The following is a 24,380-nucleotide window of genomic DNA, read 5'->3' on the forward strand; positions in this document are numbered from 1 at the left end:
CAGTGACCTGTTTGATCGAGAGTTACTCGTCTTCCAGCTCGATGTTGATACCCAGCGAACGAATCTCTTTCAACAGTACGTTGAAGGATTCCGGCATGCCTGGTTCCATCTGATGGTTGCCGTCCACGATGTTTTTATACATCTTAGTACGACCGTTCACGTCATCAGACTTAACGGTGAGCATTTCCTGCAGGGTGTATGCCGCGCCGTATGCTTCAAGCGCCCACACTTCCATCTCCCCGAAGCGCTGACCACCGAACTGAGCCTTACCACCCAGCGGCTGCTGAGTAACCAGGCTGTAAGAACCGGTAGAACGCGCATGCATCTTGTCATCAACCAGGTGGTTCAGTTTCAGCATGTACATGTAGCCAACGGTAACCTGGCGCTCGAACTGCTCACCGGTACGACCGTCGAACAGTGTGATCTGACCGGAAGTCGGCAGGCCACCCAGCTGTAACAGTTCCTTGATTTCAGACTCTTTCGCACCGTCGAACACCGGCGTTGCGATCGGCATACCTTTTTTCAGGTTTTCAGCCAGACGCAGAACTTCTTCATCGCTGAAGGTATTCAGGTCAACTTTCTGACGAACATCTGAACCCAGATCGTAAGCACGCTGGATGAATTCGCGCAGTTTCGCGACTTCCTGCTGCTGTTTCAGCATGGCGTTGATCTTATCGCCGATACCTTTCGCAGCCATACCCAGGTGGGTTTCAAGGATCTGACCGATGTTCATACGCGATGGTACGCCCAGCGGGTTCAGCACGATATCTACCGGCGTACCGTTAGCATCGTGTGGCATATCTTCGATCGGGTTGATCTTAGAGATTACACCCTTGTTACCGTGACGACCTGCCATCTTATCACCAGGCTGGATCCGACGTTTAACCGCCAGATAAACCTTAACAATCTTCAGCACGCCCGGTGCCAGATCGTCGCCCTGAGTGATTTTACGGCGTTTCGCTTCAAGTTTTTTCTCGAACTCGTGTTTCAGTTCGTCGTACTGCTCAGCCAGTTGTTCCAGCTGATTTTGTTTCTCTTCGTCGGTCAGGCCGAGTTCTAACCAGCGATCGCGCGGCAGTTTGTCGAGTTTTTCAGCTTCAACACCACCGGAAACCAGCACAGCGTAGATACGGCTGAACAGGCCAGCTTCGAGGATCTGCAGTTCTTCAGACAGGTCTTTTTTCGCCTGCTTCAGCTGCATCTCTTCGATTTCCAGCGCACGTTTGTCTTTTTCTACGCCATCGCGAGTAAAGACCTGAACGTCGATAATCGTACCGGAAACACCGTTTGGCACGCGCAGAGAAGAGTCTTTAACGTCAGACGCTTTCTCACCGAAGATCGCACGCAGCAGCTTCTCTTCTGGCGTCAGCTGGGTTTCACCTTTCGGCGTTACCTTACCAACCAGAATGTCGCCACCGGTTACTTCCGCGCCGATATAAACGATACCGGATTCATCCAGTTTGGAGAGCGCAGCTTCACCCACGTTCGGGATGTCAGCGGTGATCTCTTCCGGCCCCAGCTTGGTGTCACGGGACACACATGCCAGTTCCTGAATGTGGATGGTGGTGAAACGGTCTTCCTGGACAACACGCTCAGATACGAGGATGGAGTCTTCGAAGTTGTAACCATTCCATGGCATGAATGCCACGCGCATGTTCTGACCGAGCGCCAGTTCACCGAGGTCGGTGGACGGACCGTCTGCCAGCACATCACCACGTTCAACCGGCTCGCCCAGAGATACGCAAGGCATCTGGTTGATACAGGTGTTCTGGTTAGAACGGGTGTATTTGGTCAGGTTATAAATGTCGATACCTGCTTCGCCCGGGTACATCTCGTCTTCGTTAACTTTGATAACGATACGGGAAGCATCCACGTACTGGACAGTACCGCCACGTTTAGCAACCGCGGTAACACCGGAGTCGACGGCAACAGCACGTTCCATACCGGTACCAACCAGCGGCTTATCAGCGCGCAGAGTCGGAACCGCCTGACGTTGCATGTTCGCACCCATCAATGCACGGTTGGCGTCATCGTGTTCCAGGAACGGGATCAGGGACGCACCGACGGATACCACCTGCTGGGTGGATACGTCCATGTAGTCAACCTGGTCACGGCTGAACAAGCTGGATTCGCCTTTGCTACGGCAGGTAACCAGATCTTCTACAAAGTGGCCTTCGTCATCCAGGTTGGAGTTCGCCTGAGCGATAACGTAGTTGCCTTCTTCGATAGCAGACAGGTAATGAATTTCGTCAGTTACAACACCGTCGGTCACTTTACGGTACGGAGTCTCGAGGAAGCCGTATTCGTTAGTCTGTGCGTACACAGACAAGGAGTTGATCAGACCGATGTTCGGACCTTCAGGCGTTTCGATTGGACATACGCGACCGTAGTGAGTCGGGTGTACGTCTCGAACTTCGAAGCCTGCGCGTTCACGGGTCAAACCGCCTGGGCCGAGTGCAGAGATACGACGTTTGTGCGTAATCTCAGACAGCGGGTTGTTCTGGTCCATAAACTGAGACAGTTGGCTGGAACCAAAGAACTCTTTCACTGCTGCAGAAATTGGCTTAGCGTTGATCATATCCTGAGGCATCAGGGTATCCAGATCGCCCAGAGACAGACGCTCTTTCACCGCACGCTCAACACGTACCAGGCCAACGCGGAACTGGTTTTCCGCCATTTCGCCTACGGAACGGATACGACGGTTACCGAGGTGGTCGATATCATCGACTTCGCCTTTACCGTTACGGATATCGATGAGCTTCTTCATCACTTCGATGATGTCATCTTTGCTCAGGATACCGGAACCTTCGATTTCGTCGCGCAGCAGAGAACGGTTGAACTTCATACGACCAACCGCAGACAGGTCATAGCGGTCTTCGGAGAAGAACAGGTTCTCGAACAGGCTTTCAGCAGCTTCACGCGTCGGCGGCTCACCAGGGCGCATCATGCGGTAGATTTCTACCAGCGCGCTCAGACGATCGTTGGTTGGGTCGACACGTACAGTTTCAGAAATGTACGGACCGTGGTCCAGATCGTTGGTGAACAGCGTTTCGATACGCTTGTGGCCAGACTGGCTCAGCTTAGCCAGCAGATCCAGACTCAGCTCCATGTTAGCTGCGCAGATCAGCTCGCCAGTAGATTCGTCAACGTAGTCTTTAGCCGCAACTTTACCAGCAATGTATTCAACCGGAACTTCGATATGTTTGATATCGTCTTTTTCCAGCTGGCGAATGTGGCGCGCAGTGATGCGACGGCCTTTTTCGACGTAGACTTTGCCGTTAGCTTCGATGTCAAAGGAGGCGGTTTCACCACGCAGGCGTTCCGGCACCAGTTCCATCTGCAGCTTGTTGTCACGAATTTCGAAAACAACTTTCTCAAAGAACAGGTCAAGGATCTGCTCAGTGGTGTAGTTCAGTGCACGCAGAATAATGGTCGCAGGCAGTTTACGGCGACGGTCAATACGTACGAACAGGTTGTCCTTCGGATCGAATTCGAAGTCCAGCCAGGAACCACGGTAAGGGATGATACGCGCGTTATACAGCACTTTACCCGAAGAGTGGGTTTTACCTTTGTCGGAGTCAAAGAAGACGCCAGGACTACGGTGCAGCTGAGAAACGATAACACGCTCAGTACCGTTGATAACAAAGGTACCGTTATCTGTCATGAGCGGAATTTCGCCCATGTAGACTTCTTGTTCTTTAATGTCTTTTACGGTGCCTTCCGGCGCTTCGCGCTCGTAGATCACCAGGCGCAGTTTTACGCGCAGCGGTGCGGAATAGGTCACGCCACGGATCTGACATTCCTGAACGTCAAACACCGGTTCGCCAAGGCGGTAGCTGACGTATTGCAACTCGGAATTACCGCTGTAGCTCTGAATCGGGAAAACGGAACGGAAAGCTGCTTCCAGACCATACTGCCCTTCAGGATCTTGCTCGATGAACTTCTGAAACGAGTCAAGCTGGATAGAAAGGAGATAAGGTATGTCCAACACTTGCGGACGTTTACCAAAATCCTTACGAATACGTTTTTTCTCGGTATAGGAGTAAACCATTAGGGTTCCTCAGCTCGCTGACAAGTCGACCCATCTGTCCGACGAAGGGACAGTTTGTGCAACACTATTTTGTTGACCGGAAAATCGAATACTTTCCGCAATGCCTGTTGCTATCACGCTTAAACCATTTCATTGCGATTTACACAGAACTGACGTTCTGTCGCAGTATATTAAGACGTCGATAGAAACAAGCATTGAAAGGCACAGCAGTAGTCAAACAGTGTGAAATGCTACTGGCGCCTTACAGCGCAAAAAGGCTGGTGACTAAAAAGTCACCAGCCATCAGCCTAATTTCTTAGGCTGCAACCAGAAAAGTTGGCTTATTTAACTTCAACTTCAGCGCCAGCTTCTTCCAGAGATTTTTTCAGTGCTTCTGCGTCGTCTTTGCTCACGCCTTCTTTCAGCGCAGCCGGTGCAGATTCTACCAGGTCTTTAGCTTCTTTCAGACCCAGGCCAGTTGCGCCACGTACTGCTTTGATAACAGCAACTTTGTTAGCGCCTGCAGCTTTCAGAATTACGTCGAATTCAGTTTTTTCTTCAGCAGCTTCAGCCGGGCCAGCAGCTACAGCTACAGCAGCAGCAGCAGAAACACCGAATTTTTCTTCCATTGCAGAAATCAGTTCTACAACGTCCATTACGGACATAGCGGATACTGCTTCAATGATTTGATCTTTAGTGATAGACATTTAAATTGTTCCTGAAAATCAGAATAAGTTTATACGTAAGCAGATGCTTTACAAAGATAACTGCGATTAAGCAGCTTCTTTCGCATCGCGTACAGCAGCCAGAGTACGAACCAGTTTGCCAGCCGAAGCTTCTTTCATGGTTGCCATCAGGCGTGCAATTGCTTCTTCGTAGGTCGGCAGAGTTGCCAGGCGATCGATATTCGATGCCGTAATCAACTCACCTTCAAAGGCTGCGGCTTTGACCTCAAATTTTGCATTCGCTTTCGCGAACTCTTTGAACAGACGAGCAGCAGCGCCCGGGTGTTCCATAGAGTATGCAATCAGGGTCGGACCAACAAACGTGTCTTTCAGGCACTCGAACTGAGTACCTTCAACGACGCGGCGCAGCAGGGTGTTACGAACAACACGCATGTATACGCCAGCTTCACGACCTGCTTTACGCAGTTCAGTCATTTTATCTACAGTTACGCCACGGGAATCCGCAACTACTGCAGACAGCGCGCCTTTGGCTACTTCGCTGACTTCAGCAACAATCGCTTGTTTGTCTTGAAGATTTAAAGCCATTAGCTTTGCTCCTGGATGTTTGCCGGAACTCATGTTCCGGAACTCACTTCACTCCCCCCAACGGAGAGAGCGTCTAAATACGGTGAGCAGAAACAAGCCAGAGTATCAGAAATAATCTTAGCGTTCTGTCACCGTCTACGCAGGGCATTAAGTTTCTTACGAAACACCTGCGGTCTTCGACGGAGGCCTGGATTAGGCCAGGCTCCAACGAACAAATCTTTTCTATCTGTCGCTATTCAATCTGTAGTGGCGTTGACTGCCTTGCCACAGCCTGAATATCTCAGATATACGTCTGCAATTAGCAGAATACGTGGGGGTAAGATTGTAGACAAAATCACCGCCCACGTAAAGGCGAATATTAGTTCGCCACAGTCGCAGTCAGACCGGACTGATCAACGGCAACGCCAGCACCCATGGTGGTGGAGATGCTAACTTTCTTGATGTACACGCCTTTTGCCTGAGTCGGTTTTGCTTTTTTCAGCGCAACCAGCAGAGCTTCCAGGTTTTCTTTCAGTTTGTCAGCGTCAAAATCCACTTTACCGATGGTGGTGTGGATGATGCCGTTTTTGTCGTTACGGTAACGAACCTGACCAGCTTTAGCATTCTTAACAGCTTCAGCAACGTTAGGAGTTACAGTACCAACTTTCGGGTTTGGCATCAGGCCGCGCGGACCCAGAACCTGACCCAGCTGGCCAACAACGCGCATTGCATCCGGGGAAGCAATAACAACGTCAAAGTTCATTTCGCCTTTCTTGATCTGTTCAGCCAGATCTTCCATACCTACCAGCTCAGCGCCTGCAGCTTTAGCAGCTTCAGCGTTTGCACCTTGGGTAAATACGGCTACGCGAACGGAACGGCCAGTACCGTGCGGCAGTACAGTTGCACCACGTACGTTCTGGTCAGATTTACGAGCATCGATGCCGAGGTTAACAGCAACGTCCACGCTTTCTACGAATTTAGCAGTGGCCAGCTCTTTCAGCAGAGCGATAGCTTCGTTGATGTCATACTGCTTAGTAGCATCAACTTTGTCACGGATCACGGACATGCGCTTGGTCAGTTTAGCCATTTCTTAGTCCTCCACTACCAGGCCCATGGAACGTGCAGTACCTTCAATGGAGCGAGTCATCGCTTCAATGTCGGAACCAGTCATGTCGGCAGCTTTGGTCTGCGCGATTTCCTGCAGCTGAGCGCGGGAAATTTTACCCACTTTGTCTTTGTTCGGCTTGCCGGAACCAGACTTGATACCAGCCGCTTTCTTCAGCAGAACTGCTGCCGGAGGCGTTTTGGTAACGAAAGTGAAAGAACGGTCAGCGTAAACGGTGATAACAACCGGGATTGGCAGACCTTTTTCCATGGAATCAGTTTTAGCGTTGAACGCTTTGCAGAATTCCATGATGTTCACGCCTTGTTGACCCAGTGCAGGACCTACCGGCGGACTCGGGTTAGCCATACCAGCTGCAACCTGCAGCTTGACATAGGCTTGGACTTTCTTAGCCATTCTAAATTCCTCTAGTTGGGTTATAACGCCTCAAGGAGGCTCCCCGTGATTAAATTCGTTTTACGGATAGGATCCATAAAAACAAAAGGCGCGAAATTGTATTCCAATCTCGCGCCTTGTGCAACGATTAAATCGTCGCTTTTTTGATCGGGGTGTTAGGCTTTTTCAACCTGAGCGAAGTCCAGTTCAACTGGAGTCGCACGACCGAAGATAGATACGGAAACTTTCAGACGAGACTTCTCGTAGTCCACTTCTTCAACCACGCCGTTAAAGTCAGCGAACGGACCGTCGCTAACGCGAACCATTTCACCTGGCTCAAACATCGTTTTCGGACGCGGCTTGTCGCCAACCTGCTGCAGACGGTTCATGATCGCATCAACTTCTTTGTCGCTGATCGGCGCCGGACGGTCAGATGTACCGCCGATAAAGCCCATCACACGCGGCACGCTGCGCACCAGGTGCCAGCTTGCGTCATTCATCACCATCTGGACCAATACATAGCCCGGGAAGAATTTACGTTCGCTCTTGCGACGCTGACCGCCACGGATTTCGACCACTTCTTCGGTCGGCACCATGACTTCGCCAAACAGCTCTTCCATATTTTGTAACTTGATATATTCGCGCAGCGATGTAGCTACGCGGCCTTCAAAACCGGAAAACGCCTGAACGACGTACCAGCGCTTTTTAGGGGCTTCAGACATCTTAGAACCTCAGGCCAGTGATAAAGGATACCAGGCGAACCAGAATACCATCCAGTCCCCACAGGATCAGTGACATTACTGCGGTAACCGCAGCCACAATTAATGTGGTGTGCAATGTTTCCTGGCGAGTTGGCCAAATGACCTTACGGACTTCGGTTCTCGCTTCACGGGCAAAAGCAACGGTCGCTTTACCTTTTGTTGTCAACAGCGCGACACCACCCGCTGCGGCAATCAGAATCACTACGGCCAGCGCACGCAGCGGCAGCATCATGTCACGATAGAGGTAGTTGCCAACGATAGCTACAAGCAGCAATACAGCGACAACAACCCACTTCATCGCTTCCAGGCCGCGCCCGCTTCCTTGAGCTTCGGTATTCGCACTCATAAACCAACCTGTCAGAAGTATTCTACAAACATTTTCACCCCGCGTAAGCGAGGCGATCCAAACCGAAATGCTCTGGTGCGTTTCGGACTAAACGCCCTCTTCAGAGCCTGTCTCAGCAATGATTATGACAAATAAAATCACTGATGAGCCAGGTTCTGGTGTGAAAGCGTGCAAAAAGGGCATCAAATGATGCCCTTTTATTGCGCATTGCGTCAAATGTTATTCGGCAATTAGCTCATTACTTTGGCAACAACGCCCGCACCAACAGTACGGCCACCTTCACGGATTGCGAAACGCAGACCGTCGTCCATCGCGATTGGGTGGATCAGGGTAACAACCATTTTGATGTTGTCGCCCGGCATTACCATCTCAACGCCTTCCGGCAGTTCGATGGTACCAGTCACGTCAGTAGTACGGAAGTAGAACTGCGGACGGTAGCCTTTGAAGAACGGAGTATGACGGCCGCCTTCGTCTTTGGACAGAATGTACACTTCAGATTCGAACTTGGTGTGCGGCTTGATAGAGCCCGGCTTAGCCAGTACCTGACCACGTTCGATTTCTTCACGTTTGATACCACGCAGCAGAACACCAACGTTCTCACCAGCACGGCCTTCGTCCAGCAGTTTGCGGAACATTTCAACGCCAGTACAGGTAGACTTAGCAGTCTCTTTGATACCAACGATTTCAACTTCTTCACCAACTTTGATGATACCGCGCTCTACACGACCGGTAACAACGGTACCACGACCGGAGATGGAGAATACGTCTTCGATAGGCAGCAGGAACGGCTTGTCAATAGCACGCTCTGGTTCCGGGATGTAAGAATCCAGGAAGCCAGCCAGTTCGATGATTTTCGCTTCCCACTCTGCTTCGCCTTCCAGCGCTTTCAGAGCAGAACCACGAACGATCGGAGTGTCGTCGCCCGGGAAATCGTACTGAGACAGAAGTTCACGAACTTCCATTTCTACCAGTTCCAGCAGCTCTTCGTCATCAACCATGTCGCATTTGTTCAGGAACACGATGATGTACGGAACGCCTACCTGACGACCCAGCAGGATGTGCTCACGAGTCTGCGGCATCGGGCCGTCAGTCGCAGCAACAACCAGGATCGCGCCGTCCATCTGCGCAGCACCGGTGATCATGTTTTTAACATAGTCGGCGTGGCCCGGGCAGTCTACGTGTGCGTAGTGGCGAGTCGGGGTGTCATATTCAACGTGAGAAGTGTTGATGGTGATACCACGAGCTTTTTCTTCCGGCGCGTTATCGATCTGGTCGAATGCACGAGCAGCACCGCCGTAGGTTTTAGCCAGTACGGTAGTGATTGCAGCGGTCAGCGTTGTTTTACCATGGTCAACGTGGCCGATAGTACCGACGTTAACGTGCGGTTTTGTACGTTCAAATTTTTCTTTAGACATCGATTGTCCCTCTAAGACACGGATAAATCGGTGATATCACCACATCAACCAGGCCATATGCCTGAGCTGTTGAATGCTTTTAAAAGTAAACAGAGAGAAACGGGAAGGAGAAGTGAAGTGGTGCTGATACCCAGAGTCGAACTGGGGACCTCACCCTTACCAAGGGTGCGCTCTACCAACTGAGCCATATCAGCACGTCTGGAGCGGGCAGCGGGAATCGAACCCGCATCATCAGCTTGGAAGGCTGAGGTAATAGCCATTATACGATGCCCGCATCCTGAAACTCGGCTACCCAGTTCTTTCTGTAATAAAAAAGAGATTTCTCTCTTTTTTATTCGAGCTGATTAATTTTTTAACCAACTCAGGCGGCGATAACGCTGCCAGAAAGTGGTGGTGGGGGAAGGATTCGAACCTTCGAAGTCTGTGACGGCAGATTTACAGTCTGCTCCCTTTGGCCGCTCGGGAACCCCACCGGACTTGATGGTGCCGACTACCGGAATCGAACTGGTGACCTACTGATTACAAGTCAGTTGCTCTACCTACTGAGCTAAGTCGGCATCAAGTAGCGCGCATTTTATGGAGACATGCGCACTCATGCAACTAAAAAATTGCATAAAATGTTCTATCGCTCACATTTTGCACTATACGACCGATAAATAATCTATTTCTTCTTCGAATTGAACAAATTTCCAACGTCAGCCGCGCTCCCTGAAGGCATTTTGCTCCAGCATGCAGTTATCAATAGAGAGAAAGTGCATCTTTATACATCTGGAATAGCCGTCACATTGCGTTTCAGGGGACGATTTTTTCTTATTATTCCCTCCCATCTGGTGTTACCCTCCTGCCCATTGTCCAAATTAACTGAAATGTGCGTGCCATTGCGTACCGGGGATGATTTCGTTTTTTACCGCAGACCTGATATAGCAATGACAGCCAGACCATGCGTATGAGTATAAAAGAGCAAGCGTTAACGTCGCCTTACCTACAGTTTGATCGCAACCAGTGGGCTGCGCTTCGTGATTCCGTGCCGATGACTCTGACCGAGGAAGAGATTGCTCGTCTGAAAGGCATTAACGAAGACTTATCGCTGGAAGAAGTTGCTGAGATTTATTTGCCATTATCGCGTTTGCTAAATTTTTACATCAGTTCGAACCTGCGGCGTCAGGCTGTGCTGGAGCAATTTTTAGGCACCAACGGCGAGCGTATTCCTTATATTATTAGCATTGCTGGCAGCGTCGCCGTCGGCAAAAGTACGACTGCACGTGTGTTGCAAGCGTTGCTGAGTCGCTGGCCCGAGCATCGTAAGGTTGAGCTGATCACTACCGACGGTTTTCTTCATCCTAACCAGGTGTTGAAAGATCGTGGGCTCATGAAGAAGAAAGGCTTTCCTCAGTCCTATGATATGCACCGTCTGGTTAAATTCGTTTCCGATCTAAAGTCTGGCGTCCCCAACGTTACGGCACCGGTCTATTCTCATCTGATTTATGATGTGATCCCTGATGGCGACAAAACCGTTGCCCAGCCCGACATATTAATCCTCGAAGGGCTCAATGTATTACAAAGCGGGATGGACTATCCTCACGATCCACATCATGTATTTGTTTCTGACTTTGTCGACTTTTCTATTTATGTGGATGCGCCAGAAGAATTACTCCAGACGTGGTATATCAACCGCTTCCTGAAATTCCGCGAAGGGGCATTTACCAACCCAGACTCTTATTTCCATAACTATGCGAAATTGTCGGAAGACGAGGCAATCAACACGGCCACATCGCTGTGGAAAGAAATCAACTGGTTGAATTTAAAACAAAATATTTTACCAACGCGTGAGCGAGCCAGCTTAATCATGACGAAAAGCGCCAATCATGCCGTTGAGCAAGTCAGATTACGAAAATAAAAAATAAAGGGGAGCCATAGCTCCCCTTCTTATTATTCAGCGCTTCTAAGCGATATTTCCCCACCCATCCAGGGTTTTATCACGCCATTTTGTTCGAGTAGTAATGCACCCTGCGCATCTATTCCACGAGATACGCCAAATATTTCTTTATCACCAATAATGAGTTTAACGGGACGGTCGATAAAGTTATCCAGCGCCCTCCAGCGGGACAAATACGGCGCCAGGCCCTCATGCTCAAACAGTACCAGGGCAGCGCGCAGCTCGCGGATCAGTCGGGCAGCCAGAGTATTGCGGTCAATGGTAATACCCGCTTCCTGCAGATTAATCCAGCCTTGATTAACCACATTCTCCTCAACCCGACGCATGGACATGTTTATACCCACCCCAATAACAATCTGTGCGGCATCACCCGTTTTTCCGGTGAGTTCAACCAGGATCCCTGCCAGTTTACGGTCGAGCAAATAGAGGTCGTTGGGCCATTTAACACGCACTTTATCCGCGCCCAGATCGCGTAAAACCTCAGCCATGACAATACCAATCACCAGGCTCAGGCCAATCGCGGCTGCCGGTCCTTGTTCCAGTCGCCAGAACATTGAAAGGTACAGATTGGCGCCAAAGGGAGAGAACCATTTACGTCCACGACGACCACGACCGGCCTGCTGATACTCAGCGACGCAGGCATCCCCTGACTCGAGTTGACCAATTCGATCCATCAGGTACTGATTGGTTGAGTCGATAACCGGCAGGACCGTTATATTCCCGCCATCCAGCTGAGAATAAATAAGTGATGAATCTAATAGCTGGATAGGTTCAGGTAAGCTGTATCCTTTACCAGGGACAGTAAATACATCAACACCCCAGTCACGTAGCGTCTGGACATGTTTATTGATTGCCGCACGGCTCATTCCCAGCTTTTCACCGAGTTGCTCACCAGAGTGAAATTCGCCATCGGCTAATAATGAAATAAGCGTCAGGGGGACGGTATTATCCTTCATGCAACGATCTCCACGGCATTCACTTCACCCAGTGGGCCAATAAACCGGACTTCCGGTTCAAGCCAGACATTGAATTTCTCACCGACTTTTTGGCGTACGTGATGCGCCAGTTGCACCACATCCTGACTCGTAGCATGGCCTGCATTGATCAGCACCAGTGCCTGCTGCTGATGTACCGCTGCGCCACCAATGCGCATGCCTTTTAGCTGACATTGATCGATAAGCCAGCCAGCAGCCAGTTTCACAGAGCCATCAGCCTGCGGGTAATGAGGTGCAGTAGGGAATTTCACCAGGAGCTCCTGCGCAATGTCCGCGGTGACAACCGGGTTTTTAAAGAAACTCCCCGCATTCCCGTTTACTTTTGGATCGGGCAGTTTTGTGGTGCGCATATGGCAAACAGAATCAAAAACCTGCCGAGGCGTTACCGTGGCAGGATCAAGACGCGTCAGGTCACCGTATGTGAGAACGGGTTGCCACTGTTTAGGTAAGCGCAGACCAACAGCTACAATCGCAAAACGATCCTGATACTCATGTTTGAAGATACTGTCACGGTAACCAAATCGGCATTCTGCGGCGCTGACGCGCAGATGTTTGCCGGTCGAAAGCTCTACGCAGTCCACGTATTCGCAGACGCGCCGCAGTTCTACGCCATAGGCACCAATATTCTGGATTGGCGATGAACCCACGCAGCCGGGGATCAGCGCCAGATTTTCCAGCCCGGGCATGCTTTGCTGCAGCGTATGCTCTACCAGATGATGCCAGTTTTCACCCGCGCCTACGTGCAAATGCCACGCATCAGGTTGTTCTGTAATCGCTATTCCCTTGATACGGTTGACGATCACCGTTCCATGGAAGGCATCAAGAAACAGGACGTTACTCCCTTCGCCCAGGATTAGCACTGGATGATGTGATGCATTGGCTGATTGCCAGGCATTTAGTAGTTGTTGCGCATTTTCAGCACAGACAAGCACATTAGCTTGTTGATCGATACCGAAGGTGTTCCAGGCTTTAAGGGAGTGATTCATAGACGCTTTCCTGATGCAAAATCGCGCTTAGTTTACCGTATATGCAGCGGGATGGCTTGTGTTATGGAAGCTTAGGATGTTGCTTTGCAACCGATGAGGCTGCAATCACAGGCAGAATAAGGTTTACAGGCGCTGTATCCGGTAATAACAGACGCTGGCCGGATAAGGCGGCACGCCGCATCCGGCAGTTTTCACTCCCTGCAGACGCAAAAAAGCCCATCCGGCAGGATGGGCTTCTTCACTTATTTGATGCCTGGCAGTTCCCTACTCTCGCATGGGGAGACCCCACACTACCATCGGCGCTACGGCGTTTCACTTCTGAGTTCGGCATGGGGTCAGGTGGGACCACCGCGCTACAGCCGCCAGGCAAATTCTGTCTATCAACACACCTCTCAGGTCTGTCGATGTAATCTGTAATCAAGCTGAATTTCGTGTCTCTTTCGCCAAAACACCTTCGGCGTTGTAAGGTTAAGCCTCACGGTTCATTAGTATCGGTTAGCTCAACGTATCGCTACGCTTACACACCCGACCTATCAACGTCGTCGTCTTCAACGTTCCTTCAGGACCCTTAAAGGGTCAGGGAGAACTCATCTCGGGGCAAGTTTCGTGCTTAGATGCTTTCAGCACTTATCTCTTCCGCATTTAGCTACCGGGCAATGCCATTGGCATGACAACCCGAACACCAGTGATGCGTCCACTCCGGTCCTCTCGTACTAGGAGCAGCCCCCCTCAATTCTCCAGCGCCCACGGCAGATAGGGACCGAACTGTCTCACGACGTTCTAAACCCAGCTCGCGTACCACTTTAAATGGCGAACAGCCATACCCTTGGGACCTACTTCAGCCCCAGGATGTGATGAGCCGACATCGAGGTGCCAAACACCGCCGTCGATATGAACTCTTGGGCGGTATCAGCCTGTTATCCCCGGAGTACCTTTTATCCGTTGAGCGATGGCCCTTCCATTCAGAACCACCGGATCACTAAGACCTGCTTTCGCACCTGCTCGAGCCGTCACTCTCGCAGTCAAGCTAGCTTATGCCTTTGCACTAACCTCCTGATGTCCGACCAGGATTAGCTAACCTTCGTGCTCCTCCGTTACTCTTTAGGAGGAGACCGCCCCAGTCAAACTACCCACCAGACACTGTCCGCAACCCGGATCACGGGTCTACGTTAGAACACCAGCCATTAAAGGGTGGTATTTCAAGGTTGGCTCCATGCAGACTGGCGTCCACACTTCAAAGCCTCCCACCTATCCTACACATCAAGGACCAGTGTTCAGTGTCAAGCTATAGTAAAGGTTCACGGGGTCTTTCCGTCTTGCCGCGGGTACACTGCATCTTCACAGCGAGTTCAATTTCACTGAGTCTCGGGTGGAGACAGCCTGGCCATCATTACGCCATTCGTGCAGGTCGGAACTTACCCGACAAGGAATTTCGCTACCTTAGGACCGTTATAGTTACGGCCGCCGTTTACCGGGGCTTCGATCAAGAGCTTCTCCTTACGGATAACCCCATCAATTAACCTTCCGGCACCGGGCAGGCGTCACACCGTATACGTCCACTTTCGTGTTTGCACAGTGCTGTGTTTTTAATAAACAGTTGCAGCCAGCTGGTATCTTCGACTGATTTCAGCTCCATGAGTAAATCACTTCACCTACATATCAGCGTGCCTTCTCCCGAAGTTACGGCACCATTTTGCCTAGTTCCTTCACCCGAGTTCTCTCAAGCGCCTTGGTATTCTCTACCTGACCACCTGTGTCGGTTTGGGGTACGATTTCGTGTTACCTGATGCTTAGAGGCTTTTCCTGGAAGCAGGGCATTTGTTACTTCAGCACCGTAGTGCCTCGTCATCACACCTCAGCGTTAACAAGACTCCGGATTTACCTGGAATCTCCGCCTACATGCTTAAACCGGGACAACCGTCGCCCGGCTAACATAGCCTTCTCCGTCCCCCCTTCGCAGTAACACCAAGTACAGGAATATTAACCTGTTTCCCATCGACTACGCCTTTCGGCCTCGCCTTAGGGGTCGACTCACCCTGCCCCGATTAACGTTGGACAGGAACCCTTGGTCTTCCGGCGTGCGGGTTTTTCACCCGCATTATCGTTACTTATGTCAGCATTCGCACTTCTGATACCTCCAGCATGCCTCACAGCACACCTTCAACGGCTTACAGAACGCTCCCCTACCCAACAACACATAGTGTCGCTGCCGCAGCTTCGGTGCATGGTTTAGCCCCGTTACATCTTCCGCGCAGGCCGACTCGACCAGTGAGCTATTACGCTTTCTTTAAATGATGGCTGCTTCTAAGCCAACATCCTGGCTGTCTGTGCCTTCCCACATCGTTTCCCACTTAACCATGACTTTGGGACCTTAGCTGGCGGTCTGGGTTGTTTCCCTCTTCACGACGGACGTTAGCACCCGCCGTGTGTCTCCCGTGATAACATTCTTCGGTATTCGCAGTTTGCATCGGGTTGGTAAGTCGGGATGACCCCCTAGCCGAAACAGTGCTCTACCCCCGAAGATGAGTTCACGAGGCGCTACCTAAATAGCTTTCGGGGAGAACCAGCTATCTCCCGGTTTGATTGGCCTTTCACCCCCAGCCACAAGTCATCCGCTAATTTTTCAACATTAGTCGGTTCGGTCCTCCAGTTAGTGTTACCCAACCTTCAACCTGCCCATGGCTAGATCACCGGGTTTCGGGTCTATACCCTGCAACTTAACGCCCAGTTAAGACTCGGTTTCCCTTCGGCTCCCCTATTCGGTTAACCTTGCTACAGAATATAAGTCGCTGACCCATTATACAAAAGGTACGCAGTCACCCCATAAAGAGGCTCCCACTGCTTGTACGTACACGGTTTCAGGTTCTTTTTCACTCCCCTCGCCGGGGTTCTTTTCGCCTTTCCCTCACGGTACTGGTTCACTATCGGTCAGTCAGGAGTATTTAGCCTTGGAGGATGGTCCCCCCATATTCAGACAGGATACCACGTGTCCCGCCCTACTCTTCGAGTTCACAACACATGCACTTTTGTGTACGGGACTATCACCCTGTACCGTCGGACTTTCCAGACCGTTCCACTACCACACATGCTGATTCAGACTCTGGGCTGCTCCCCGTTCGCTCGCCGCTACTGGGGGAATCTCGGTTGATTTCTTTTCCTCGGGGTACTTAGATGTTTCAGTTCCCCCGGTTCGCTTCATTACGCTATGTATTCACGTAATGATAGTGTGACGAATCACACTGGGTTTCCCCATTCGGAAATCGCCGGTTATAACGGTTCATATCACCTTACCGACGCTTATCGCAGATTAGCACGTCCTTCATCGCCTCTGACTGCCAGGGCATCCACCGTGTACGCTTAGTCGCTTAACCTCACAACCCGAAGATGTTTCGTAAAACACTTCAGTGTTGCGAAAATTTGAGAGACTCGGACACACCGCTTTTCATTTCTTGTTTACGGAGAAATGAAACAGTGTGTCGTTTCAATTTTCAGCTTGATCCAGATTTTTAAAGAGCAAAACTTCGCAGTGAACCTTTTCAGGTACACTCTGAAGTTTTCTTGTTTTTTTGCAGTAAAGGATGGTGGAGCTATGCGGGATCGAACCGCAGACCTCCTGCGTGCAAGGCAGGCGCTCTCCCAGCTGAGCTATAACCCCATCGTAAATGCTAATCTCTGTACCCTAATTCGTTTCCGGGCAAGGCGCGGTGGTGCGAAGCATACTGAAGTATGCGAGCATCGCCGTAACACAGCACGGAGGCGAATTTGGTAGGCCTGAGTGGACTTGAACCACCGACCTCACCCTTATCAGGGGTGCGCTCTAACCACCTGAGCTACAAGCCTGCAGAGATTTTCTTACTGCTAATTTTCATCAGACAATCTGTGTGAGCACTACAAAGAACGTTTCTTTAAGGTAAGGAGGTGATCCAACCGCAGGTTCCCCTACGGTTACCTTGTTACGACTTCACCCCAGTCATGAATCACAAAGTGGTAAGCGCCCTCCCGAAGGTTAAGCTACCTACTTCTTTTGCAACCCACTCCCATGGTGTGACGGGCGGTGTGTACAAGGCCCGGGAACGTATTCACCGTGGCATTCTGATCCACGATTACTAGCGATTCCGACTTCATGGAGTCGAGTTGCAGACTCCAATCCGGACTACGACATACTTTATGAGGTCCGCTTGCTCTCGCGAGGTCGCTTCTCTTTGTATATGCCATTGTAGCACGTGTGTAGCCCTACTCGTAAGGGCCATGATGACTTGACGTCATCCCCACCTTCCTCCAGTTTATCACTGGCAGTCTCCTTTGAGTTCCCGGCCGGACCGCTGGCAACAAAGGATAAGGGTTGCGCTCGTTGCGGGACTTAACCCAACATTTCACAACACGAGCTGACGACAGCCATGCAGCACCTGTCTCAGAGTTCCCGAAGGCACGTTCGCATCTCTGCAAACTTCTCTGGATGTCAAGAGTAGGTAAGGTTCTTCGCGTTGCATCGAATTAAACCACATGCTCCACCGCTTGTGCGGGCCCCCGTCAATTCATTTGAGTTTTAACCTTGCGGCCGTACTCCCCAGGCGGTCGACTTAACGCGTTAGCTCCGGAAGCCACGCCTCAAGGGCACAACCTCCAAGTCGACATCGTTTACGGCGTGGACTACCAGGGTATCTAATCCTGTTTGCTCCCCACGCTTTCGCACCTGAGCGTCAGTCTTTGTCCAGGGGGCCGCCTTCGCCACCGGTATTCCTCCAGATCTCTACGCATTTCACCGCTACACCTGGAATTCTACCCCCCTCTACAAGACTCTAGCCTGCCAGTTTCGGATGCAGTTCCCAGGTTGAGCCCGGGGATTTCACATCCGACTTGACAGACCGCCTGCGTGCGCTTTACGCCCAGTAATTCCGATTAACGCTTGCACCCTCCGTATTACCGCGGCTGCTGGCACGGAGTTAGCCGGTGCTTCTTCTGCGAGTAACGTCAATTGCTGCGGTTATTAACCACAACACCTTCCTCCTCGCTGAAAGTACTTTACAACCCGAAGGCCTTCTTCATACACGCGGCATGGCTGCATCAGGCTTGCGCCCATTGTGCAATATTCCCCACTGCTGCCTCCCGTAGGAGTCTGGACCGTGTCTCAGTTCCAGTGTGGCTGGTCATCCTCTCAGACCAGCTAGGGATCGTCGCCTAGGTGAGCCGTTACCCCACCTACTAGCTAATCCCATCTGGGCACATCCGATGGCAAGAGGCCCGAAGGTCCCCCTCTTTGGTCTTGCGACGTTATGCGGTATTAGCTACCGTTTCCAGTAGTTATCCCCCTCCATCGGGCAGTTTCCCAGACATTACTCACCCGTCCGCCACTCGTCACCCAAGGAGCAAGCTCCTCTGTGCTACCGTTCGACTTGCATGTGTTAGGCCTGCCGCCAGCGTTCAATCTGAGCCATGATCAAACTCTTCAATTTAAGTTTGATGCTCGTGAATTAAACTTCGTAATGAATTACGTGTTCACTCAGAGACTTGGTATTCATTTTTCGTCTTGCGACGTTAAGAATCCGTATCTTCGAGTGCCCACACAGATTGTCTGATAAATTGTTAAAGAGCAGTTGCGACGCGCTTTAGCGCTCTGTCGCGAGGTCCCGTATATTACGTTTTCCTCATTCAGAGTCAAGCATTTATTTTTGCTTTTCTCTGCGAGATCCTCAGTGGAACCCCGCTGACCCGGCGGCGTGTAATCCGTTGTTCCGTGTCAGTGGAGGCGCATTATAGGGAGTTATTTCAGGCTGACAAGGGGAAATTTAAAATAATCTTCCGAGTGCCTACTTTTCCACCAAAACAGCCTAAACAGCCAGTTTTTCGAGCGTCTTAAAGCCATAACGCTGCAGCACGGGCAATAATTGTTCGGCTTCTGCCGTCATTGCCATGCAGAATGCGACATTCTCATCAGTTGATTTCGCGTCTGGCGCTTCATGTTCTAATAACCAGGCCGTACGACGCGCAATCGCGGCACCAGAATCTACTAGCCGCGTCCCCTCAGGCAGGACCTGTAAAAGTTCTTCCCGTAATAGAGGGAAATGGGTGCATCCGAGCACCACCGTGTCAGGTGGTTCCGACATCCGCAGCCAAGGGCGCAGGACACGACGCAGTTCTTCCAGAGAAACGGTTTCACCGTGCAGCTTCGCTTCCGCCAGTTCCACCAGTTCAGCGGAACCCAGCATCGCTATCTGACATTCGTTAGCAAACCGTGCAATCAACTCATGGGTATATGAACGCTTCACCGTTGCACGCGTAGCCAGCAGTCCCACCACACCATTCGCCGTGAGTCGCGCCGCCGGTTTAATAGCAGGCACCACGCCCACAACCGGAAAGGCAAATTTCTCACGTAATGCAGGGAGTGATACCGTACTTGCTGTATTACACGCGATAACCGCAAGAGAGAGGGGATAGCGCTGCTGGACCGCAGTCACAATCTCAACAACACGTTCGACGATAAACTCCTCGCTCTTCTCTCCATAAGGAAAGGCGACATTGTCGAAAGCGTATATATAGTGGAGATCCGGCAGAAGACGCCGGATCTCGTCATAGACCGACAACCCACCGACGCCGGAATCAAACACCAGCACAGTGGGGCACGGATCAGAAAGTGTAGCTGCCAGACAAGGTGTATTCCCGTCCTGCAGTTGCGTAGCCATAAACTGTCTCGTAATCTTTATCGAACAGGTTGGCGATTTTACCACGAACTGTCAGCTGTGAGGTGATTGGATATGACACGCCAAGATCCCACAGGCTAACCCCACCCATTTTTACCGGCTGATTGGTGACGAAATCCTTGTCGTATCGTGTTCCTAAATACTGATACGTTAAACCCCAGTCAAAATCATCAACTTGCCAGTCAAGTTGATACTTCACCTGCTGCTTTGAACGACGAGCGAGCGGTTTATCGGTAATCGCATTACGTGCATCAACGTAATCGTAGCTCAGAGTGTGTACTAACGGCCCGGTATCGAAATTCGCAGTAACCTCAACACCTTTAATACGTACCTTGCCTTCGTTATAGTATTTTTTGGTGTGGGGGTTGTAATCGATCATGTCATCAATATCGTTGCGATACCCTGACAAACGCCAATTCACATCCGCCGTTAGCCCTTCAAATGCCCCTTCCCACTGTTTGCTCTCTTCAGGATCTAGGTTGGAATTCCCGAACATTCCATAAAGTTGTCCCAGATTAGGCGCTTTGTAAGATGTACCGTAGGACGCAATAAAACGATAGCCTTCAAAAAACTCCCATCCGGCACTGGTTTGCCATGTGCCATGACGACCAAATTCGGAGTTATCATCACTGCGCGCCGCACCTTCAAAGGTAAAGTCGCCCAGTTGTTGCAACCCGGTCAGGTAGAGACCCGTATTACGCTGATCGTAACCGTCCGTGACATACCCGGTGCCAGGCGTCGTGGTTTGCTTTTGCCAGTCAACACCTGCGCCTACGTTACCGTGACCAAGCACCATACTGTTGGACCACTGAACATTATATTGCTTCATATCATCCAGTGTGGCCGAGGAGTCATAGCGGCCATAATCCGGATCATAGTTGTAATCTTTACTATGGCTATAGCTGGAAACCAGTTGCGACTGGATAAGCTCGCCATTAAAGCGCAGCCCGGCATCCCAGCTTTGGCTATAGAGCTGACGGGTATCCACTAACGGTGTCCCCGGATAATAATTCGCGTCATAATCTGTTCGGTTATCATAGCCGTAGCCGCGAACAAACCCGCTCCATGTATTGGAAAAGTTATGTTCCAGCGCGCCATATAGCGTCTTACTTAAGAAACCGTCTTTGTCAGGCTGAGCCTGAGAGCCAGTGCTACCGTATGCGACAACATCAAAACCTTTGGTATAGGCATAATCGCCCATTAATGTGACGCGCGTATTTTCGCCAAGCTGTTGTTGGGTTGAGACATCATAATTCTGATACCCATTGCTCCCCACACCGGCAGTGAGTTCCGTCCCCGGCTTTTCACGCGTGGTAATGATATTCACCACACCGCCAATCGCATCAGAACCATAAACCGCCGAACGCGGCCCACGAATGTATTCGATACGTTGCACTAACGAGACTGGGAACTGGCTAAGATCGGCTGCGCCGCTAACCCCTGCCAGGTTCAGACGCACGCCGTCAATCAACACCAGCACATGGCTGGCGTTGGTGCCGCGAATAGAAATAGACGAATTTTGTCCCATACCACCGTATTGGGCGATATCCACGCCCGGCAGGCGACGAAGCACATCATTGACGGAAGTGGATTGCCAGCGATCGATATCCTGACGCGTAACAACGGTGATAGGGGCAAGTACAGCGCTACGAGGCTGCTGAAAACGGTTGGCAGTGACGACGAGAGTATCTGGGCTAGTGTCCTGCGCCCAACCCGAAAATGCTGTGACGGACAGTGCCGTGCACAGCAACGATTTTTTAATCATTGTAAAGCATCCACAATATAAGAAGGATGCCGCAGGTCCCACCGATAGTACGCGATGATGAAAACCAGATGCGACGTTAGCCGGCAGGTCTTCGGGCTTGGAGGCAACTTAAAGAGATGATGACTTCCCACGGCAAGCCGCAGTGTCTGCACCAGGTGCGATCATCTCCTACCTTCCTTACCGCTGCGCGTCAGCTCCAGATTCACACTGGATTCCCTTTTAACTCACAGGACCGGAAAACGGATGCTACAGTTTGTTACAACCTGGTGTCCAGACCGCGCATCACAATATCGGAAATCATCAATGACTGGACATCTGTTGAGCAATCCCTACAATCCCCGCGTACTTTTATTTTTCAGGACGCATCATGACCCCCGAACACCTTCCGACAGAACAGTACGACGCCCAGTTAGCTGAAAAAGTAGTGCGTCTGCAGAGCTTAATGACGCCATTTTATGCACAGGCTCCGGAAGTGTTTCGCTCGCCGGTCAGCCACTACCGTATGCGCGCGGAATTTCGTCTGTGGCATGACGGGGATGATCTGTACCACATCATGTTCGACAGCCAGACCAAAAGCCGTATCCGCGTCGACAGTTTCCCGGCGGCCAGCGAGCTTATCAACACGCTGATGACGGCAATGATCGACGGCGTTCGCAACAACCACGTCCTGCGCCACAAACTGTTCCAGATTGATTACCTCACTACCCTGAGCGATCAGGCGGTGGTATCGATGCTGTACCATAAAAAGCTGGATGATGAATGGCGTCAGGAAGCTGAAGCGCTGCGGGATGCGTTACGGGCGCAAAACCTGAACGTGCATCTGATTGGCCGGGCAACCAAAACCAAAATCGAGCTGGACCAGGATTACATTGACGAACGCTTGCCGGTTGCGGGTAAAGAGATTATCTACCGCCAGGTTGAGAACAGCTTCACCCAGCCGAATGCCGCCATGAATATTCAGATGCTGGAATGGGCGATTGATGTCACCAGGGGATCAAAAGGCGACCTGCTTGAGCTGTACTGCGGCAATGGCAATTTCTCGTTAGCCCTCGCACAAAACTTCAACCGCGTGCTGGCCACTGAAATCGCTAAACCGTCCGTGGCTGCTGCGCAATACAACATTGCGGCTAACCATATTGATAACGTACAAATTATCCGCATGGCGGCCGAAGAGTTTACTCAGGCGATGAACGGGGTTCGCGAGTTCAACCGTTTGCAGGGAATCGATCTGAAGAGTTACCAGTGTGAAACCATTTTCGTTGACCCACCGCGCAGCGGTCTGGACAGCGAAACAGAGAAAATGGTGCAGGCGTACCCGCGAATTCTGTACATCTCCTGTAACCCGGAGACATTGTGTAAGAACCTGGAAACGTTAAGCCAGACGCACAATGTTTCACGCCTGGCTCTGTTCGATCAGTTCCCGTATACGCACCATATGGAGTGCGGAATATTACTGACCGCCAAGTAAATGATGTCCTGGCCGGGGGCGCTTCGCTTGCCCGGCCTACAAATATTACTCCACGATTTCCTGTCTACGGTTACGTACTTTAAAGCCGATCCAGAACACCAGAATCACCGACAGAACCGCTGGGAAGAAGTTTGAGCCAATATCCGGATATTCAGCGCGCACCACAGTGCTGTACAACAGAACGCCGAGAATAAAACAGGCGGCGGCCAGGCCCGGTAACCCCACAGGCATGGTGCGGTTTTGATAGCGTTGATGCAGACAATAAACCGTCAGCACCAGCGAAATAATTGGGAATACTGAGAATGGCACAATGGAGCTAAACAGCGCCGCAAATGTGCCATTGATCGATAAGCCAGCAACCAGCGCCAGCAGCAGCGTACCTTTATCTTGACCTGACTGTTTCATTGCTCGTCCTTCTCGTTACTCGGAGTGATGCGTCATCTTCTCTTGTTCACGGCGGTACCAATAAAATGCGCCCTTCGCGATCATGCGCAGTTGCAATACCAGCCGTTCTTCCAGCTGTCGACGCTGCTCGGCGCCAACATCCAGTGCTTCTGCCCCGGCGCTGAACACAATGGTGACCATGGCTTCGGCCTGCGCTTCAGTAAACGCACGAGGCATATGGTTTTCGAGTTCGAGATAGTCCGCAAGTTCCGCAATGAAGTGCTGAATTTCACGAGCGACCGCTGCGCGAAACGCCGCGGAGGTTCCCGAACGCTCGCGCAATAATAAACGGAAGGCGTTGGGATTGTTGCCGATGAACTCCATAAATGTTGAGACCGAGGTGCGGATCACACTCCCGCCCTTCGCGATACGCTGACGCGCCTGACGCATCAACTGACGCAGCATCAAACCACTCTCATCCACCATCGTCAGGCCGAGTTCATCCACATCGCGGAAATGGCGATAAAACGAGGTTGGCGCAATGCCCGCTTCACGAGCGACTTCGCGTAAACTGAGGCTGGCAAAACTACGCTCAGCGCTGAGTTGACTAAATGCGGCTTCTACCAGCGAACGCCGGGTTTTTTCTTTTTGTTGCGCTCTAACGCCCATCACGATGTCTGAATCCTTCCACATACCTTGCTGGCACTATACCAGAGATTAGGCGGTTGGCATGGCTTTGTGAATGATTGTTTACGCGCAGTTTGTGCTTCGAGTTCGCAAAAAAGCACAACGATAATTGGGTTATCCCGACAACGATGTTACTATTCTGTTGCTTTTATGTATAAGAA

General features: G+C 51.1%; 16 protein-coding genes, 6 tRNA genes, 3 rRNA genes, 1 pseudogene and 1 riboswitch. Of the genes and pseudogenes, 3 read left to right on the forward strand and 23 right to left on the reverse strand.

Annotated elements, in window-relative coordinates:
- Positions 1 to 22: 22 nt before the first annotated feature.
- From rpoB to HV229_RS23805, 12 genes are all read right to left on the reverse strand, one after another.
- Positions 23 to 4,051 carry a DNA-directed RNA polymerase subunit beta gene (rpoB, locus tag HV229_RS23750; protein WP_003033111.1) on the reverse strand — a complete coding sequence of 1,343 codons (4,029 nt, stop codon included), beginning with the start codon at positions 4,049 to 4,051 and terminating at the stop codon, positions 23 to 25.
- Between the two features lie 320 nt (positions 4,052 to 4,371).
- Positions 4,372 to 4,737: a 50S ribosomal protein L7/L12 gene (rplL, locus tag HV229_RS23755; RefSeq protein ID WP_000028882.1), complete on the reverse strand. Its 366-nt coding sequence runs from the start codon at positions 4,735 to 4,737 to the stop codon at positions 4,372 to 4,374.
- Positions 4,738 to 4,803: 66 nt separating this feature from the next.
- A complete protein-coding gene (gene rplJ, locus HV229_RS23760) occupies positions 4,804 to 5,301 on the reverse strand; it encodes a 50S ribosomal protein L10 (RefSeq protein ID WP_005132895.1) in 498 nt (165 codons plus the stop codon).
- A 358-nt stretch (positions 5,302 to 5,659) separates the two neighbouring features.
- Positions 5,660 to 6,367 carry a 50S ribosomal protein L1 gene (gene rplA, locus HV229_RS23765; RefSeq protein ID WP_016155300.1) on the reverse strand — a complete coding sequence of 236 codons (708 nt, stop codon included), beginning with the start codon at positions 6,365 to 6,367 and terminating at the stop codon, positions 5,660 to 5,662.
- A 3-nt stretch (positions 6,368 to 6,370) separates the two neighbouring features.
- Positions 6,371 to 6,799 (reverse strand): 50S ribosomal protein L11, encoded by a 429-nt coding sequence (rplK, locus tag HV229_RS23770; protein ID WP_003033122.1) that lies wholly within the window; start codon positions 6,797 to 6,799, stop codon positions 6,371 to 6,373.
- A 155-nt stretch (positions 6,800 to 6,954) separates the two neighbouring features.
- On the reverse strand, positions 6,955 to 7,500 hold the full coding sequence (gene nusG / locus HV229_RS23775; protein ID WP_003033125.1) for a transcription termination/antitermination protein NusG: 546 nt from the start codon (positions 7,498 to 7,500) through the stop codon (positions 6,955 to 6,957).
- Between the two features lies 1 nt (position 7,501).
- Complete coding sequence (secE, locus tag HV229_RS23780) at positions 7,502 to 7,885, reverse strand: preprotein translocase subunit SecE (protein WP_003033128.1); 384 nt, start codon at positions 7,883 to 7,885, stop codon at positions 7,502 to 7,504.
- A gap of 230 nt (positions 7,886 to 8,115) precedes the next feature.
- A complete protein-coding gene (tuf, locus tag HV229_RS23785; protein ID WP_003031109.1) occupies positions 8,116 to 9,300 on the reverse strand; it encodes an elongation factor Tu in 1,185 nt (394 codons plus the stop codon).
- A gap of 118 nt (positions 9,301 to 9,418) precedes the next feature.
- Positions 9,419 to 9,494: transfer RNA gene (locus tag HV229_RS23790), tRNA-Thr, on the reverse strand.
- A 5-nt stretch (positions 9,495 to 9,499) separates the two neighbouring features.
- Positions 9,500 to 9,574: transfer RNA gene (locus HV229_RS23795), tRNA-Gly, on the reverse strand.
- Between the two features lie 114 nt (positions 9,575 to 9,688).
- A tRNA-Tyr gene (locus HV229_RS23800) sits at positions 9,689 to 9,773 on the reverse strand.
- Positions 9,774 to 9,781: 8 nt separating this feature from the next.
- Positions 9,782 to 9,857: transfer RNA gene (locus HV229_RS23805), tRNA-Thr, on the reverse strand.
- 19 nt (positions 9,858 to 9,876) lie between these two features.
- On the opposite strand from HV229_RS23805, the pseudogene HV229_RS26400 reads away from it, so the two are divergent.
- Together HV229_RS26400 and coaA are read left to right on the forward strand one after the other, a co-directional pair.
- Positions 9,877 to 9,945 (forward strand): annotated as a pseudogene (locus tag HV229_RS26400) (hypothetical protein); the annotation flags it as partial.
- Between the two features lie 301 nt (positions 9,946 to 10,246).
- Positions 10,247 to 11,197 carry a type I pantothenate kinase gene (gene coaA, locus HV229_RS23810; protein WP_003031107.1) on the forward strand — a complete coding sequence of 317 codons (951 nt, stop codon included), beginning with the start codon at positions 10,247 to 10,249 and terminating at the stop codon, positions 11,195 to 11,197.
- A 32-nt stretch (positions 11,198 to 11,229) separates the two neighbouring features.
- Here coaA and birA read toward each other — a convergent pair whose 3' ends face one another.
- From birA to btuB, 9 genes are all read right to left on the reverse strand, one after another.
- Positions 11,230 to 12,192, reverse strand: a complete 963-nt coding sequence (gene birA / locus HV229_RS23815) for a bifunctional biotin--[acetyl-CoA-carboxylase] ligase/biotin operon repressor BirA (RefSeq protein ID WP_137367367.1) — start codon at positions 12,190 to 12,192, stop codon at positions 11,230 to 11,232.
- Positions 12,189 to 13,217, reverse strand: a complete 1,029-nt coding sequence (gene murB / locus HV229_RS23820) for a UDP-N-acetylmuramate dehydrogenase (protein WP_047359268.1) — start codon at positions 13,215 to 13,217, stop codon at positions 12,189 to 12,191. The genes birA and murB overlap by 4 nt, the downstream gene beginning before the upstream one ends.
- 251 nt (positions 13,218 to 13,468) lie before the next feature.
- Positions 13,469 to 13,584 (reverse strand): 5S ribosomal RNA (rrf, locus tag HV229_RS23825).
- 97 nt (positions 13,585 to 13,681) lie between these two features.
- A 23S ribosomal RNA gene (locus tag HV229_RS23830) occupies positions 13,682 to 16,588 on the reverse strand.
- Between the two features lie 208 nt (positions 16,589 to 16,796).
- Positions 16,797 to 16,872: transfer RNA gene (locus HV229_RS23835), tRNA-Ala, on the reverse strand.
- A 108-nt stretch (positions 16,873 to 16,980) separates the two neighbouring features.
- Positions 16,981 to 17,057: transfer RNA gene (locus HV229_RS23840), tRNA-Ile, on the reverse strand.
- Between the two features lie 71 nt (positions 17,058 to 17,128).
- Positions 17,129 to 18,670, reverse strand: a 16S ribosomal RNA gene (locus HV229_RS23845).
- Together the 16S, 23S and 5S rRNA genes with 2 tRNA genes alongside form the textbook arrangement of a ribosomal RNA operon.
- Positions 18,671 to 19,045: 375 nt before the next feature.
- Complete coding sequence (gene murI / locus HV229_RS23850; protein WP_181546539.1) at positions 19,046 to 19,897, reverse strand: glutamate racemase; 852 nt, start codon at positions 19,895 to 19,897, stop codon at positions 19,046 to 19,048.
- On the reverse strand, positions 19,842 to 21,680 hold the full coding sequence (btuB, locus tag HV229_RS23855; protein WP_181546541.1) for a TonB-dependent vitamin B12 receptor BtuB: 1,839 nt from the start codon (positions 21,678 to 21,680) through the stop codon (positions 19,842 to 19,844). The genes murI and btuB overlap by 56 nt, the downstream gene beginning before the upstream one ends.
- Positions 21,681 to 21,744: 64 nt before the next feature.
- Positions 21,745 to 21,932: riboswitch (cobalamin riboswitch) on the reverse strand.
- A gap of 115 nt (positions 21,933 to 22,047) precedes the next feature.
- Here btuB and trmA point away from each other — a divergent pair.
- Positions 22,048 to 23,148: a tRNA (uridine(54)-C5)-methyltransferase TrmA gene (trmA, locus tag HV229_RS23860; RefSeq protein WP_181546543.1), complete on the forward strand. Its 1,101-nt coding sequence runs from the start codon at positions 22,048 to 22,050 to the stop codon at positions 23,146 to 23,148.
- 45 nt (positions 23,149 to 23,193) lie between these two features.
- Here the strand turns inward: trmA and HV229_RS23865 are convergent, their stop codons facing one another.
- Both HV229_RS23865 and fabR read right to left on the reverse strand, forming a co-directional pair.
- Positions 23,194 to 23,553 (reverse strand): YijD family membrane protein, encoded by a 360-nt coding sequence (locus tag HV229_RS23865; protein ID WP_016155292.1) that lies wholly within the window; start codon positions 23,551 to 23,553, stop codon positions 23,194 to 23,196.
- A gap of 15 nt (positions 23,554 to 23,568) precedes the next feature.
- Positions 23,569 to 24,204 carry an HTH-type transcriptional repressor FabR gene (gene fabR, locus HV229_RS23870; protein ID WP_003028862.1) on the reverse strand — a complete coding sequence of 212 codons (636 nt, stop codon included), beginning with the start codon at positions 24,202 to 24,204 and terminating at the stop codon, positions 23,569 to 23,571.
- Between the last annotated feature and the right edge of the window lie 176 nt (positions 24,205 to 24,380).

It is taken from the genome of Citrobacter sp. RHBSTW-00524 (assembly GCF_013747755.1).
Lineage (GTDB): Bacteria > Pseudomonadota > Gammaproteobacteria > Enterobacterales > Enterobacteriaceae > Citrobacter > Citrobacter braakii.